Here is a 14,710-nt window from a genome sequence, read left to right as displayed (position 1 = left end):
CCCCTCCCCGTCGCGCGACGCCGCACCCGGCCCGTCCGTTTTCCGCTCCGCCCGCTCCGCCCGCTCCGCCCGCTCCGCCCGCTCCGCCCGCTCCGCCTGCTCCGTCCGCGCCCCGCGCCCGCCCCGATCGCACCACCGCGCCGAGCCCGCGCACCCGTACGCCGGCACCTCCGCGGCCCCCTCCGTTTCCGCCGGGACCGCGCCGCCCCTCTTGCCTGACGAACCGTCAGCTACGACGATGGCCCCGCAGCCCCCGGGCGCGTCGACGGCGCGCTTCGCCGCGCGCGTCGCCGTCCGCGTCGACAGCGCGCCGGGGCGGACGACCGGCGGACGACCGGCAGGCGCCGGCAGACGACCGGCAGACGAAGGCGAGGCGGGTCCGGCATGACACGCGTGTTTCCGGAAGGCCGGCTGGCGTACGGGATGCAGCTCCCGATCCAGTCGCAGAGCACCATCTACGCCGAACCCTGGGAGGCCTCCGCCGGCGCGGTCGACCTCGCCGAGGTGGCCCGAGCGGCGGACCGGTCCGGGTTCGGGTACGTGGCCACCTGCGACCACGTGGCCGTCCCGCGGCGCCTCGCCGGCCCGATGAGCACCGTCTGGTACGACCCGGTGGCCACCCTGGCCTTCCTCGCCGGGATCACCGAGCGGGTGCGGCTGCTGAGCCACGTCGCGATCGTCGGCCTGCGCCACCCGCTGGTCACCGCCAAGCAGTACGCGACGCTCGACCACCTCAGCGGGGGCCGGCTCATCCTCGGGGTGGGGGCCGGTCACGTCCAGGAGGAGTTCGAGGTGCTCGGCGTCGACTTCGAGCGCCGCGGCGCGGTGCTCGACGAGACCCTGGACGCCCTGCGCGCCGCCCTGGGCCCCGAGGAGTACCCGGAGTTCGCGGGCGAGCGGTTCTCCTTCCGCGACCTCGGCCAGCTGCCCCGGCCCGCCCAGGCGCGGATCCCCGTGTGGATCGGCGGCTCCTCGCCGGCCGCGGTGCGCCGGGCCGCCGTGCGCGGCGACGGCTGGCTCCCGCAGGGGGACCCGCGGGAGAAGATCCCGGGGCAGGTCGCCCGCATCCGCGAGCTGAGGGAGGCGGCCGGCGTCACCGGGCCCTTGGAGATCGGGGCGATCACCGAGGCGCTCTACGTCGGCGAGCCCGGCTGGGACACCGGCCGGCGGGCCCTCACCGGTAAGGCGGAGGCGCTCGCGGAGTCCCTCCGCGAGTACGCGGCGCTCGGCGTGGACCAGATCCAGGTCCGTTTCCGCAGCCGTGACCGGAACGAACTCGTGGACCAGATCACCGCTTTCGGGGCCGAGGTGGCTCCGCTCCTCAACGACTAGGGGCACGGGCATGGGCAAGCTGGACGGGCGCGTCGTCATCATCACGGGTGCGGCGCGCGGACAGGGCGAGCAGGAGGCGCGGCTCTTCGCCGCCGAGGGCGCCAAGGTGCTGCTGGGCGACGTGCTCGACGAGCAGGGGGCGGCCGTCGCCAAGGAGATCGGGGAGGACCGGGCGCGCTACGTCAGGTTGGACGTGAGCCGCGAGGGGGACTGGGCGGCCGCGATCGCCGCCGCGAAGGAGGCGTTCGGGCCGGTGAGCGGCTTGGTCAACAACGCGGGCATCCTGCGGTTCAACGAGCTGACGGCGACCCCGCTGGAGGAGTTCCAGCAGGTCGTCCAGGTCAACCAGGTCGGGGCCTTCCTCGGCATCAAGACGGTCGCCCCGGAGATCGCGGCGGCGGGCGGCGGGACCATCGTCAACACCTCGTCGTACACGGGGCTGACGGGCATGGCGTACGTCGGCACGTACGCGGCGACGAAGGCGGCGATCCTCGGCCTGACCCGGGTGGCGGCGCTGGAGCTGGCGGCCAAGGGGATACGGGTGAACGCCATGTGCCCGGGGGCGGTGGACACCCCGATGGCCAATCCGGGCCTGCTGGACCCGGCCGGGATCACGGACGAGGCCAGGGACGCGATGGCCGAGCTGTACAAGCGGGTCGTGCCGATGGGCCGGGTGGGGCGGCCGGAGGAGGTGGCCCGGCTGGCGCTGTTCCTGACCGGTGAGGACTCCTCGTACATCACCGGCCAGCCGTTCGTCATCGACGGCGGCTGGATGGCGGGCGTCAGCATCCTCTAGCCACGGGCCCCGTATCTGATGGAGCGTCAGGTATTGACGCTCACGCCCCGGCGGTGGAACAGTCGGGACATCGAATCTGACGCAGCGTCAGAAATCAAAGGACGGTGAACCCCCTTGGAATTCGGGCTCTTCGTGCAGGGATACGTGGCCGAGTCACGGTCCAGGGTCGACCCCGAGGCAGAGCACAAGGCGCTGATCGAGGAGACCGAGTACGTCATCCAGGCCGACAAGTCGGGCTTCAAGTACGCCTGGGCCTCCGAACACCACTTCCTGGAGGAGTACTCCCACCTCTCCGCGAACGAGGTGTTCCTCGGCTACCTCGCGCACGCCACCGAGCGCATCCACCTCGGCTCCGGCATCTTCAACCCCCTCGCCCCGGTGAACCACCCGGTGAAGGTCGCGGAGAAGGTCGCCATGCTCGACCACCTCTCCAAGGGCCGTTTCGAGTTCGGCACCGGCCGCGGCGCCGGCAGCCACGAGATCCTCGGCTTCCTGCCCGGCATCGAGGACATGAACGGCACCAAGGAGATCTGGGAGGAGACCATCGCGGAATTCCCCAAGATGTTCCTCCAGGAGGAGTACGAGGGGTTCCAGGGCAAGCACTGGTCGCTGCCGCCGCGCAAGATCTTCCCCAAGCCGTACGGCAAGGCGCACCCGGCCATGTGGTACGCCGCCGGCTCCCCCTCCTCGTACGCCATGGCGGCGAAGAAGGGCCTCGGCGTCCTCGGGTTCAGCGTCCAGAAGGTCTCCGACATGGAGTGGGTGCTGGAGCAGTACAAGACGGCCATCCAGGAGGCGAAGGCCATCGGCGCCTTCGTCAACGACAACGTCATGGTCACCTCCACCGCGATCTGCGCCGAGACCCACGACAAGGCCGTCGAGATCGCCGTCAACGCGAACATGAACCGCTTCCAGTCGCTGGTCTTCCGCTACCACGACACCTTCCCGCGGCCCGAGGCCATACCGCAGTGGCCCGAGCTGCTCCCCGAGTACAACGCGGAGATCATCGAGCTGCTGATCGCCGAGGAGCTGATGATCTGCGGAGACCCCTCCGAGGTCCTCCAGCAGTGCAAGCGCTGGGAACAGGCCGGCGCCGACCAGCTGTCCTTCGGACTGCCGACCGGGGTGTCGTACGAGGACACGATGACCACCATCAAGCTCCTCGGCGAACACGTCATCCCCGAGATCGACACCGACCCCGTCCACCGCACCACCCGCTTCCGCGAGGCCGCCGGCTCCTGACGGCACCCACCGCACGGGGGCGGCGTCTTCCCGGACCGCCACCCCGCACCGGCCCCGGCCGGAGGTCGCCACGGGCCGCGGCCGGCCCGGCGCCCTCCGGCCGGGGCAGCGGCGCGCACGCCGCACGCGCACCCCGCCGCTCCGACGGCGGCGCACGCCGCGACCACACCGCACCCGCTGAAGGGACGCCATGCTCGACCACCTGATCAAGGGCGCCACCGTCGTGGACGGCACCGGCGCCCCCGCGCGCGTAGCCGACGTCGGCATACGGGACGGCCGGATCGCCGCCATCGGCGCCCCCGGCACCGTCACCGAAGAGGCCCGCACCACCGAGGACGCGACCGGCCTCGTGCTGACGCCCGGCTTCATCGACCCGCACACCCACTACGACGCCCAGCTGTTCTGGGACCCGTACGCCACGCCCTCCATGAACCACGGCGTCACCACCGTCGCCGGCGGCAACTGCGGCTTCACCCTGGCGCCGCTGAACCCGGACCGCCCCGAGGACGCCGACTACACACGCCGCATGATGAGCAAGGTCGAGGGCATGGCCCTCAAGGCCCTCGAAGAGGGCGTCGACTGGACCTGGTCCACCTTCGGCGAATACCTCGACGCCCTCGAAGGGCGCATCGCCGTCAACGCCGGCTTCATGGTCGGCCACTGCGCCCTGCGCCGGCACGTCATGGGCGCCGACGCCGTCGGCGGCCAACCCACCCCCGAGCAGCTCCGGCAGATGCTCGACCTCTTCCACGACGCCATGAACGCCGGCGCCTGGGGCCTGTCGACCACCCAGTCCTCCACGCACTCCGACGGCGCCGGCGAGCCCGTCGCCTCCCGGCACGCCGGACCCGCCGAACTCCTCGCGCTGTCCCGCGCCGTCGCCGAGCACGAGGGCACCCAGCTCGAAGCCATCGTCGCGGGCTGCCTCGACCAGTTCTCCGACGAGGAGATCGACCTCTTCGTCGACATGAGCGCGGCCGCCGGCAGGCCCCTCAACTGGAACGTCCTGACCATCGACGCCTCCGTCCCCGAACGCGTCCCCCGCCAGCTCGTCCCCAGCACCCGCGCCCGGCAGGCCGGCGGCCGCATCGTCGCGCTGACCATGCCGATCCTCACTCCGATGAACATGTCGCTCGGCACCTTCTGCGCCCTGAACCTCATCCCCGGCTGGGGCGAGGTCCTCGGCCTGCCCGTCCCCGAACGGATCGCGAAGCTCCGCGACGCCGACGTACGCGCCGAGATGCTGCGCCGCGCCGACAGCAAGGAGGCCGGCGTCTTCCGCCGGCTCGCCCACTTCGGCCGCTACGTCATCGGTGACACGTACAGCAAGGAGAACGAGGGCCTGTCCGGCCGCGTCGTCGACGACATCGCCGCCGAACGCGGCCTGGACGCCTTCCACTGCCTGGTCGAGATCTGCGCCAACGACGACCTGCGCACCGTCCTGTGGCCGATGCCCACCGACAACGACCCGGCCAGCTGGACCCTGCGCGCCGAAACCTGGCAGCACGAGGACGTCATGCTCGGCGGCTCGGACGCCGGCGCCCACCTGGACCGGATGTGCGGCGCCCCGTACACGACCCGCTTCCTCGGCGACTGCCTGCGCGGCCGCAAGCTCGTCCCCCTGGAACAGGCCGTCAAGATGCTCACCGACGACCCCGCGCAGCTCTTCGGGCTGCGCGAACGCGGCCGCGTCACCGAGGGCTGGCACGCCGACCTGGTGCTGTTCGACCCCGAACGCATCGAGGCCGGCCCGGCCACGCTCGTGCACGACCTGCCCGGGGACAGCCCGCGCCTGGACGCCCGGGCCATCGGCATCGTCTCCGTACGCGTCAACGGCGTGGAGACCATCCGCGACGACGAGGTGACGGGCGCCGTCCCCGGCACCGTGCTCCGTTCCGGCCGGCACACCAGGACGGTGAGCACCCGATGAGCGCGGACGCGAGCGGGACGCCCCAGCGGCTCTGGATCGGCGGCGAACGGGTCGAGCCCGCCGGCGGGCACTACGAGGTCATCAACCCGGCGGACGAATCCGTCGTCGGCCTCGCCCCCGAGGCGGGCCGCGCCCAGGTGGCGGAGGCCTGCCGGGCGGCGGCGGAGGCCTTCGGCGCCTGGTCCCGCACGACGCCCGAGGCGCGGGCGGCGATCCTCGACCGGGCCGCCGACATCATGCAGCGGGAGTACGAACCCTGGGCGGCGCTCGCGCGGGCCGAGACCGGGGCGCCCACCGGCATCGCGCGCGGCATGCAGGTCGGCGTGGGGGTGTCCCGGTTCCGGCGGTACGCCCGGGGCGCCCTGGAACCCGTCGAGAAGGCACTGCCCCCGCAGGTCACCGAGGCCGGACCGATGGGGCGGGCGGCCATCCTCGGCGCCCTGGAGGTCCGCCGGCCCGTCGGGGTCGTCACCTGCGTCACCTCGTACAACAACCCGTGGGCCAACCCGGCGGGCAAGGTCGCCCCGGCCCTGGCCATGGGCAACACGGTCGTGGTGAAGCCGGCGCCGCAGGACCCGCTGTCCGTGTTCAAGATGGCCGAGGCCCTCCACGAGGCCGGGGTCCCCGCCGGCGTCGTCAACGTGGTCTCCGGCACGTCGGTGGAGGTCGGCGAGGCCGCCGTGGACTCCCCGGACGTGGACATGGTGTCCTTCACCGGCTCCACCGCCGTCGGGCAGCGCATCGCCGAGGTGTGCGGACGGACGATGAAACGGCAGCTGATGGAGCTCGGCGGCAAGGGCGCGGCGATCGTCCTGGACGACGCCGACCTGGACTCCGCCGTCCTGGGCATCGGCACCACCTTCTCCTTCTACAGCGGACAGATCTGCACCGCCCCGACCCGGGTCATCGTGCACCGCTCCGTGTACGCGAAGCTCGTGGAGAAGCTGACCGGCTACCTGGCCTTCATGAAGGTCGGCGACCCGGCCGAACGCGGCACCGTCGTCGGGCCGGTGATCTCGGCGGCGCACCGCGACCGGGTGGAGTCGTACGTCGAACTCGGCCGCAAGGAAGGGGCTCGGATCGTCCACGGCGGGGAACGCCCCGTGGTGGGGGCCGGTCGGGGCTTCTGGGTGGCGCCGACCCTGCTGGTGGACTGCACGAACGACATGCGCGTGGTGCGCGAGGAGATCTTCGGCCCGGTCGTCGTGGTCGTCCCCTTCGACGGCGGCGAGGACGAGGCCGTCGCGCTGGCCAACGACAGCGACTTCGGGCTGCTGTCCTACGTCTGGTCCGGGGACTCGGCGCGCGCCTTCCGGGTGGCGGGGCGGCTCCGGGCGGGCGGCGTCGGCATCAACACGATCGGCCGGAACATGGAGGCGCCGTTCGGCGGCTTCAAGCAGTCGGGCGTGGGCCGTGACGTGGGCTCGTACGCCCTGCACGCCTACAGCGAGGTCCAGTCGATCGTCTGGCCGGGCTGAGGCGGGGCCGGGATCCGCGACCGGGGGCCGTCCGCATGAGCGTGCCCCCGGTCGACACCCCGGGAAGGGAGGGGGAGCATGGGAAGGGCAGGGCATCGTCCGGCCTTCAGGTTGCCGCCGGAATGAAGCGACGGCCGGGGTTCAGGGGAAAGCGCACCCGTCCGCCCCCAGGTCACAGCTCTGTGCCCCGGCGATGAGCAGAGGCGGCTTTCCGGCGGCCCGCCTCTCCCGCCAGTCCCTGATGGGAGCACCATCATGCATCTGTCCACCAGACGCGCCTCGATTGCGTTGATCGCGTCCTCGTTCGTACTGTCCGGCGCGTTCGCTTTCGCGAGCACCGCCCAGGCGGTGCCCTCCGCAAGCTGCACGGTGACGCCCGGTCCCGGAAACGACGTCACCGTCACCGGTGAAGGTTTCACGGCTCCGCGAAAGCTCCAAGGCGGTGGGACGAACATCACCGTGAACCCCGTGGGAGGGGCGTTCAAGGTGACCCGCCCCAAGGCCGAGTCCTTCACCGTCGTCGCCGTCAACGAGGGTCAGACTCCTACCTTCTCCAACTGCAGGATGGTTGCGGGCGGGAAGACCGGCGGAGCCCAGGGCAACGTGCAGGGCAACGTCCAGGGCAAGGCCCAGGGCGGCGGAGCGCAGGGCAACACCCAGGGCAACACGCAAGGGAACACGCAGGGCAACGCCCAGGGCAACACGCAGGGCAACGTGCAGGGCAACGCCCAGGGCAACGTCCAGGGGAACGTCCAGGGCAACGCCCAAGGCAATGCGCAGGGCAACGCTCAGGGCAATGTGCAGGGCAACGCCGCTGGGGGCGGGGCCCAGGGCAACGTCCAGGGCAATGTTCAGGGCAAGGCCGAAGGCGGCGGGGCCCAGGGCAACGCTCAGGGCAACGTGCAGGGCAACGCCGCTGGTGGCGGGGCCCAGGGCAACGTCCAGGGCAATGTTCAGGGCAAGGCCGAAGGTGGCGGGGCCCAGGGCAACGCTCAGGGCAACGTGCAGGGCAACGCCGCTGGTGGCGGGGCCCAGGGCAATGTCCAGGGCAATGTTCAGGGCAAGGCCGAAGGCGGCGGGGCCCAGGGCAACGCTCAGGGCAACGTGCAGGGCAACGCCGCTGGTGGCGGAGCCCAGGGCAACGTCCAGGGCAACGCGGGCTGAGGCATGGGGACGGGGAGAGGCGGGAACGCGCCGACCGGAGACCCCCCGGAAGGCGCGGGCCGGCCCACCGGATCGCCGCATGACGAAGTCGCCGGGCCGGGCGCACTGTTCGGCCTCTCCCGCACCTCGGTGGGAATCATCGTGTTCGCTGTCGCGGCCGTCATGGTCGCGGCCGCCCTGCACATGACGATGCTCTTCCTCAACAACGCCCCACCGAACGCCCTTTCTCGGCAGCACGCCGCGGTCATCAACAAGTACGTCGCACCCGAGTTCACCCAGGAATGGCAGCTCTTCGCCCCCAACCCGCAGTCGGCGAACATCCATGTGCAGGCCCGCGCACAGGTCCTGATGCCCAACGGGCGTGACGGCCTCGGCCTCACCGAGACCGACTGGGTGGACCTCACCGCCATCGACGAGAAGGGGATCCTGCACCACCCCTTCCCCAGCGAAGCGAACCAGAACGAACTCCGGCTCGCCTGGACCAACTACATCTACTCGCTCGACGACCAGGGGCGCCCGATCGGCCAGTTCGGGGAGCTGACACAGCGCCTCCTGCTGCGCCTCGCCGTCGACCGACTGGAACCGCGGATCGACGGCGGCACCATCCGGTCCGTCCAACTGCGCTCGGCCGTCACACCGGTGGGGGCGCCCTCCTGGAGCGACCAGCGGATCGACACCCGGACCGCCTACCTGGTCCAGCCGTGGTGGGCCGTCGGGGCGGAGGACCTCAAGTGACCACGTACTCAGCCGTCACGCCGGGCCACACGTCCGAACCGCCTCCGCCCGCCCCACCGCCACGCGGCATCCGTGCCACCGCCCGGCGGGGGATCGCCCGCATCGCCGTCGAGGCCGTCGCGCCGTACCAGTCGGCCGTCGTCCGGATCGGCTTCGCGGTCGCCTGGCTCGTCCTGCTGCTGCGCGAGTGGGTCCACCGCAACGCGCTCTTCGGGACGGAAAGCGCTTGGAGCTGGGGCATGGCCCGCGAATGGAACGCGAGCACCCGCGCCTTCAGCATCCTCCTGTGGAACGACGGGCGGCTGTGGTTCGAGATCGTCTACGTGCTGGCGATCGCCGCGGCGGTGATGTTGCTCCTCGGATGGCGGACCCGCACCGCCTCCCTGCTCTTCATGATCGGTGTGCTGGCCCTCCAGAACCGCAGTCCCTTCGTCGGGAACGGCGGCGACAACGTCATCCACGTCATGGCGCTCTACCTCGTGCTGACCCGCTGCGGCCGGGTCTGGTCGCTGGACGCGCGCCGGGCCGCGCGCGGCCACGACGGCGGCCGGGATCCGGTCGGGATCGTCCTGTGGGCGCTCCTCACGGCCGTGTTGGCCCTGGTCACCGGACTGGGCCTGCTGAGCACGGGCTGGGCGCTGCTGCTGTGGGGCTTCTCCCTGGTGCAGTTGGCGTGGTGGCTGGTGCGGCGCTACGCGCCGGGCGAGCCCCGCACCGTGATGGAGATGGTCGGGAACGTGGTGCACGCCGGCGCGATGTTCGTGATCGCGGCCCAGGTGTGCCTGATCTACGCGGCCTCCGGCTGGTACAAGATCCAGGGCTCCCTCTGGCAGGAGGGCTCGGCGCTCTACTACGTGCTGCACCTCGGCAACGTCACGCCGTGGCCCGCCCTGTCCCACTTCATCGCGAGCAGCGGTGCGATCGTCCTGCTGCTGACGTACGGCACGGTGCTCGTCGAGGTCGCCTTCCCCTTCACGCTCTTCAGCACCCGCCTGCGGACCGTGATGGTCCTGATCATGATGTCCATGCACGCGGGGATCGGGATCCTGCTCGGCCTGCCCTACTTCGCCCTGACGATGGTCGCGGCGGACCTGCTCTTCCTGCCGACCGTCCTGCTCCGCCGGCTGGGAGACGGCGTGACGCGCGCGGTCAGGGCCCGTCCGGGAGGTCCAGGCAGAAGCCGGCCTCTCCCCGCACCCGACCGTTGATCTGGAGCTGCACCAGGTGCTCGCCGGGGTGGTAGCGGCGGGTGGTGATCGGTTTGAAGGAGTGCCGCCGGCTGCCGGTGAGGGTTTCGCCGGGGGCCAGGGCGCGGGTGGTCAGTTTGAAGACCTTCGGGGTGCGGGTGCCGTTGGCCTTGACGTGGTGGATCACGTAGTCGATGACCAGCTCGGCCGGCAGCGGGCCGGTGTGGGTGACCTCGTACCCGAAGACGAGGTACTCGCCGACGGTGACGCGCGGGGTCGCGACGACCGGCCCGCGGACGGTGACGGCCACGTCGGGGGAGTGCCCCAGCAGCGCCAGCGCGCCGGGGTGGCCGGCCTTGATCAGGGTGCGCAGTCCGTGCCGTACGACGCGGTCGGTGGTGGCGGCGGGGTCCGAGCGCCACGCGGCGGCGGTCTCGACGGCGAGGTCGGGGTGGTCGCGGCTGATGTCGTTGAGGTGGTTGGAGACGGAGCGGCGCACGTACGCGGAGGGGTCGCGGTGGAGGGCGTCCAGTACGGGGACGGCCGGGCGCGGGTCGGCGACGAACGCCGGCAGCTGCGGGGCCCAGGGCAGCCGGGGCCGCGTGCCCTCACTGGCGAGCCGCCGCACGTGCGGGTCGGGGTCGCCGGTCCACGTCCGTACGACGGCCAGCGCGCGCCCGGGGTCGGCGCGCAGGAAGGGGCGTACGGCGGATTCGGCGGTGAGGCGGGGGGTGAGGTCGCGGAGCAGGGCGAGGCCGGGCTCGAAGGCCGCCAGCCCGCGCACCGCGACGGCCTCGTTGACGGGGAAGGTCATCCAGCCGGCGAACCCGGGGTCCTCCAGGGCAGTGCGGACGACGGCCTCGAAGGCCGGCCAGTCGTCCGGCAGGTCGGCGAGGACGGCGTCGCGTACGGCCGCGACGCGCGCCCCGTAGCCGAGGCCGTCCAGGGCTGCGGCGCAGGTGAGCAGGGCGGGAGAGCGGGGGGCGCGGGCCGCCCGGGCGAGCGTTCGGGCCAGGTTACTGACGGTATCCGCGCTGAGGAGCTCGTCGGCTGTGGGCATGGGGCCATTGTGGCGGCCGGGGCCTTGGTGGCGCCGGTCCCAAAATTTGCACGGGAAAGTTTTGATTGGGGCAAATCGGGCGCAGCTGCGGTTTCCGCATTCCGGAAGGTCGGGCCCGGAGCCTTCCGAAGCGCGATTGGATGCCTGAGTGAACCTTGTATTGCGGGAGTGTGAACAGTCCCGCCCTCGGGATTCCAAGGGATTTAGCCCTATGAACTACTGGACTTAAGCCCTCCGGATGAGGAAACCGCAGCGTCTAACGTCCTGACTCATGACACAGCTGGACGTTCGACCTCAGGTCGGAGACACGGTAAGCGGCGTGGCCGAGGGCGACGTTCGCGGCAAGGGGCTCGGCAAGGGGTCCGTCGGCCTGGTGGGAAGCGCCGTCATCGGCATCTCCACCGTCGCCCCCGTCTACTGCCTGACCTCGACCCTCGGCTCCACCGCCGGCGAGGTCGGCATGCAGATGCCGGCGATCTTCCTCGCCGGGTTCCTGCCGATGCTGTTGGTCGCCTTCGCGTACCGCGAGCTCAACAAGGCCATGCCGGACTGCGGCACCTCCTTCACCTGGACGGTCAAGGCCTTCGGCCCCCGCATCGGCTGGATGTGCGGCTGGGGCCTGGTGATCGCCACGATCATCGTCCTCTCCAACCTCGCCGGCGTCGCCACCTCGTACTTCTGGCTCCTGGCCGGCGAGATCAGCGGCAACGAGTCGATCGCGGCCCTGGACGACAACAAGCTCGTCCACATCGTCACCTGCCTCATCCTGATCGCCGCCGCGACCGCCATCAGCTACCGCGGGATGACCGCCACCAAGGGCGTCCAGTACACCCTGGTCGGCCTCCAGCTCGCCGTCCTCGCGATCTTCGTCGCGATGGCCTTCCAGAAGGCCTCCGCGGGCACCTTCGACACCGGCCTGGACTTCTCCTGGTCCTGGATGAACCCCTTCGCGGTCGAGTCCATGGCGGCCTTCACCGCCGGACTCTCGCTCTCGATCTTCATGTACTGGGGCTGGGACGCCTGCCTGGCGACCAACGAGGAGACCACCGGCTCCACCAAGACCCCCGGCCGCGCCTCGCTCATCGCGATGGTCGTCCTCGTCGGCTCCTACCTGGCCACCGGCGTCGCCGCCCAGATGGCCGTCGGCTCCGGCGCCACCGGCCTCGGCCTCGGCAACCCGGACACCAGCGACAACGTCTTCGCCGCCCTCGCCGGCCCCGTCATGGGCCCGATGCTCGGCATCCTGCTCTTCGTCGCGGTCCTCGCCTCGGCGACGGCGTCGCTCCAGACCACCTTCATCCCCGTGGCCCGCACCGTCCTCGCCATGTCCACGTACGAGGCGCTGCCGCCCTCCTACGCCAAGGTCCACGAGCGGTTCAAGACCCCCGGCCGCGCCACCGTCATGGCGGGCATCGCGACCGGCGTCTTCTACACCGTGATGACCCTCGTCAGCGAGAACGTCCTCACCGACACGATCTTCGCGCTCGGCCTGATGATCTGCTTCTACTACTCGCTGACCGCCTTCGCCTGCGCCTGGTACTTCCGCGGCGAGCTGCGCCGCTCCGCCCGTGACCTGTTCTTCAAGGGCGTCTTCCCGGTCCTCGGCGGCCTGCTCCTCGCCACGGTCTTCTTCAAGACCCTGATCGACATGTGGAACCCGTCGTACGGATCCGGTTCCACCGTCCTCGGCGTCGGCAGCGTCTTCGTCATCGGCGTCGGCCTGCTCGCCCTGGGCCTGGTCATCATGATCGTCACCGAGCGTCGCAGCCCGGCGTTCTTCCGCGGCGAGATCCTCACCAAGTCCACCCCGGCCCTGGTGGTCGAGGACTGACCTCCGATCGCAGCGCCCTCCCGCCCGCTCGCCCGCCCGTGTCCTCCCCGCGGCCCCGCACCGGTTCCTCCCGGCGCGGGGCCGCGGGCGTGCGGCGCGTCGGGCCGCGGGCGTGCGGCGCGTCGATGACCGGCGGCGAACGCGCGGGGGCGTCGTGCGGGGAAGTCGGGGGGCGTCCTGCGGGGAACGCGCGGGGCGTGCCGCGGGGAACGCGCGGGGCGGTTGTGGACGGAGTCGCAGTGACCCGGGGAGCGGCGGGGTCGTTGGGCGGGGCATGAATGCCATGAAGCGCACCCTTTCCGCCCTGGTCCTCACCGGCGGCGCCGCCCTCGCACTCACCCCCGTCGCCGCGTACGCCGACGAATCGCCGGTCGAGGCGCCCCCGATCACGCAGCGCGTCACCGACATCGTCGACCACCCGGGGCAGGCCGTCCAGGACACCAAGACCGCCGTCGCCGTGACCTCCCAGGCCGCCGGCTCCGCCTCCAAGGCCACCGAGGCCTCTCTGGCCGGCGCGGGCGGTGCCCTGTCCGCAGGACTCCCCAAGGCCCCGAGCGTGAACTGACCCCGACAACCCGAGGCGCCGACGCCGACCCGGAGCAGAACGTCCGGTTCGGCGGCGGGGTCGGGGCGGGGGCGGGTGGCCGGTGGGCTGTGGGTGGCTGCGGGTGGGCTCAGCCCCAGGTGCGGGAGCAGAGCACCAACCGGTAGCCGTCGGGGTCCACGACCGTGACCCCGTGCTCGTCCCAGTACGGGTTGTGCGAGGCCACCCGGGTCCCGCCACAGTCGATCAGACGCTGCACCAAGGCTTCGTCGGGCGCCTCCCCGAGGTAGACGACGAAGAGGTCGTCGAGCGTCGGCGCGGGCGCGAGCGGGCTCCGCGGATCCAGGGTGAGTTCGAAGTGCCAGCCTCCCCCGGCCGGCCCGACCATCACCAGATCGTGCTCCCCGTCGACCTGCCCCGAGGTCCGCCAGAGGACGTCGAGCCCGAGCCCGTCGACGTAGAACCGCTCGGCTGCCTCCAGGTCGAGGGACGGCCGCGCCACGCGGATGTGGGTCCGTGAATCGATCATGGCGGGAGACTACGGGCCCCCCGCCGGAGGCGATGGAACGGGCCCCGCATGTGTCAGGTGAACGGACCCCGCCCCCAGAACCGACCCCGGCGACCTGCTGGTCATGGGCAGCCCCACGCTGGTACGCGGCTTGCTCGCCGAGGGACTCGTCGACGAGTCGAAGCTCATCGTCCTGCCGGTGCTGCTGGGCGGCGGGAAATCGATCTTCCCGGCGGACGGCGGCCTGCGCACCCTCGAACTACCCCCGCTCGGCGGCGCTGCGCTCGACGCAGAACTCGTTCCCCTCGGGGTCGGCCATGGTCACCCAGCCGGTCCCGTCCGCGTTCCGCCGGTCACCGACGACCGTCGCCCCCAGGGCGAGCATGCGCTCCACTTCCTCGTCACGGGACCGGTCCTGCGGCTGGAGGTCGAGGTGCACACGGTTCTTCACTGCCTTGGCGTCGGGCACCGTCACGAACAGCAGCCCGGTCCCGCCGGCGGTGACCAACGCCTCGGGATCGCCGGGAAAGTCATCGTCGGCCACGGCCCCGTCAAGGGCCCCGGCCCAGAACTGCGCCAGTTGGTAGGCGTCGGAACAGTCGATGGTGATGTGTCGCACGAGTGAGCTCATGGGCGGCACTATCGATCACGACCGGACCGGTGTCCACCGAGTTGATGGTGTGGGCGGGGGGCTGGAGCTGGGGGCGCCGGGGCCGGTTCTGGGGGCGGGGTCGGGGGGTGGCGGAACCCCGTTGATCCGGATCAGGGCGGGTTTGGGGGGTTCCCGCTGGTCTTCGTCTCTCCGTGGCGGGCCGGTCCCTCAAGGGCGCTCCCTTCGGTCGCGTCGCTACGCGATGGCCTACGGCCACCCTTGACCGACCGACCCGCCACGGAAAAACGAAG

General features: G+C 71.7%; 13 protein-coding genes and 1 pseudogene. 11 read left to right on the top strand and 3 right to left on the bottom strand.

Going from position 1 to position 14,710, the window contains the following annotated elements; all coding sequences use genetic code 11:
• Positions 1 to 384: 384 nt before the first annotated feature.
• From AB0D46_RS20905 to AB0D46_RS20870, 8 genes are all read left to right on the top strand, one after another.
• A complete protein-coding gene (locus AB0D46_RS20905) occupies positions 385 to 1,332 on the top strand; it encodes an LLM class F420-dependent oxidoreductase (protein ID WP_362879398.1) in 948 nt (315 codons plus the stop codon).
• A gap of 10 nt (positions 1,333 to 1,342) precedes the next feature.
• The gene (locus AB0D46_RS20900; RefSeq protein ID WP_362879396.1) at positions 1,343 to 2,128 is read left to right on the top strand and encodes a glucose 1-dehydrogenase; all 786 of its coding nucleotides are present in this window, start codon (positions 1,343 to 1,345) and stop codon (positions 2,126 to 2,128) included.
• A gap of 114 nt (positions 2,129 to 2,242) precedes the next feature.
• On the top strand, positions 2,243 to 3,370 hold the full coding sequence (locus tag AB0D46_RS20895; protein WP_362879394.1) for an LLM class flavin-dependent oxidoreductase: 1,128 nt from the start codon (positions 2,243 to 2,245) through the stop codon (positions 3,368 to 3,370).
• A gap of 190 nt (positions 3,371 to 3,560) precedes the next feature.
• Positions 3,561 to 5,300, top strand: coding sequence for a D-aminoacylase (locus AB0D46_RS20890; RefSeq protein WP_362879392.1), 1,740 nt, complete (start codon positions 3,561 to 3,563; stop codon positions 5,298 to 5,300).
• Positions 5,297 to 6,778: an aldehyde dehydrogenase family protein gene (locus tag AB0D46_RS20885; RefSeq protein WP_362879390.1), complete on the top strand. Its 1,482-nt coding sequence runs from the start codon at positions 5,297 to 5,299 to the stop codon at positions 6,776 to 6,778. Before AB0D46_RS20890 ends, AB0D46_RS20885 begins: the two co-directional genes overlap by 4 nt.
• Positions 6,779 to 7,237: 459 nt before the next feature.
• Positions 7,238 to 7,942: a hypothetical protein gene (locus AB0D46_RS20880; protein ID WP_362879388.1), complete on the top strand. Its 705-nt coding sequence runs from the start codon at positions 7,238 to 7,240 to the stop codon at positions 7,940 to 7,942.
• A 141-nt stretch (positions 7,943 to 8,083) separates the two neighbouring features.
• A complete protein-coding gene (locus AB0D46_RS20875; RefSeq protein WP_362879386.1) occupies positions 8,084 to 8,677 on the top strand; it encodes a DUF5819 family protein in 594 nt (197 codons plus the stop codon).
• Positions 8,674 to 9,885 (top strand): HTTM domain-containing protein, encoded by a 1,212-nt coding sequence (locus tag AB0D46_RS20870; protein WP_362879384.1) that lies wholly within the window; start codon positions 8,674 to 8,676, stop codon positions 9,883 to 9,885. The genes AB0D46_RS20875 and AB0D46_RS20870 overlap by 4 nt, the downstream gene beginning before the upstream one ends.
• On the opposite strand, the gene AB0D46_RS20865 is transcribed toward AB0D46_RS20870, so the two are convergent.
• Entirely contained in the window at positions 9,827 to 10,924 is a 1,098-nt protein-coding gene (locus AB0D46_RS20865; protein WP_362879382.1) for a DNA alkylation repair protein, read from the bottom strand. The genes AB0D46_RS20870 and AB0D46_RS20865 overlap by 59 nt on opposite strands.
• Before the next feature lie 271 nt (positions 10,925 to 11,195).
• Between AB0D46_RS20865 and AB0D46_RS20860 the strand changes: the two genes are divergently transcribed.
• Together AB0D46_RS20860 and AB0D46_RS20855 are read left to right on the top strand one after the other, a co-directional pair.
• Entirely contained in the window at positions 11,196 to 12,755 is a 1,560-nt protein-coding gene (locus AB0D46_RS20860) for an APC family permease (protein ID WP_362879380.1), read from the top strand.
• 283 nt (positions 12,756 to 13,038) lie between these two features.
• Complete coding sequence (locus AB0D46_RS20855; protein ID WP_362879378.1) at positions 13,039 to 13,320, top strand: hypothetical protein; 282 nt, start codon at positions 13,039 to 13,041, stop codon at positions 13,318 to 13,320.
• 109 nt (positions 13,321 to 13,429) lie between these two features.
• Here AB0D46_RS20855 and AB0D46_RS20850 read toward each other — a convergent pair whose 3' ends face one another.
• On the bottom strand, positions 13,430 to 13,828 hold the full coding sequence (locus tag AB0D46_RS20850) for a VOC family protein (protein WP_362879376.1): 399 nt from the start codon (positions 13,826 to 13,828) through the stop codon (positions 13,430 to 13,432).
• 82 nt (positions 13,829 to 13,910) lie between these two features.
• Between AB0D46_RS20850 and AB0D46_RS20845 the strand changes: the two are divergent.
• Positions 13,911 to 14,069 (top strand): annotated as a pseudogene (locus AB0D46_RS20845) (dihydrofolate reductase family protein); the annotation flags it as partial.
• Here AB0D46_RS20845 and AB0D46_RS20840 read toward each other — a convergent pair.
• Entirely contained in the window at positions 14,067 to 14,438 is a 372-nt protein-coding gene (locus AB0D46_RS20840; protein WP_362879374.1) for a VOC family protein, read from the bottom strand. The pseudogene AB0D46_RS20845 and the gene AB0D46_RS20840 sit on opposite strands and share 3 nt — an antisense overlap.
• Positions 14,439 to 14,710 lie beyond the last annotated feature (272 nt).

Source organism: Streptomyces sp. NPDC048383 (assembly GCF_040651775.1).
Taxonomy (GTDB): domain Bacteria; phylum Actinomycetota; class Actinomycetes; order Streptomycetales; family Streptomycetaceae; genus Streptomyces.
Note: the sequence above shows the minus strand (reverse complement) of the source record. Positions and strands in the feature narration are given on the sequence as shown.

Excerpts from the sequence above, each read along its gene's own strand:
- AB0D46_RS20900 (WP_362879396.1), top strand. The coding sequence starts at position 1,343 with ATGGGCAAGCTGGACGGGCGCGTCGTCATCATCACGGGTGCGGCGCGC.
- AB0D46_RS20855 (WP_362879378.1), top strand. The coding sequence starts at position 13,039 with ATGAAGCGCACCCTTTCCGCCCTGGTCCTCACCGGCGGCGCCGCCCTC.
- AB0D46_RS20905 (WP_362879398.1), top strand. The coding sequence starts at position 385 with ATGACACGCGTGTTTCCGGAAGGCCGGCTGGCGTACGGGATGCAGCTC.
- AB0D46_RS20860 (WP_362879380.1), top strand. The coding sequence starts at position 11,196 with ATGACACAGCTGGACGTTCGACCTCAGGTCGGAGACACGGTAAGCGGC.
- AB0D46_RS20850 (WP_362879376.1), bottom strand. The coding sequence starts at position 13,828 with ATGATCGATTCACGGACCCACATCCGCGTGGCGCGGCCGTCCCTCGAC.
- AB0D46_RS20865 (WP_362879382.1), bottom strand. The coding sequence starts at position 10,924 with ATGCCCACAGCCGACGAGCTCCTCAGCGCGGATACCGTCAGTAACCTG.
- AB0D46_RS20885 (WP_362879390.1), top strand. The coding sequence starts at position 5,297 with ATGAGCGCGGACGCGAGCGGGACGCCCCAGCGGCTCTGGATCGGCGGC.
- AB0D46_RS20890 (WP_362879392.1), top strand. The coding sequence starts at position 3,561 with ATGCTCGACCACCTGATCAAGGGCGCCACCGTCGTGGACGGCACCGGC.
- AB0D46_RS20840 (WP_362879374.1), bottom strand. The coding sequence starts at position 14,438 with ATGAGCTCACTCGTGCGACACATCACCATCGACTGTTCCGACGCCTAC.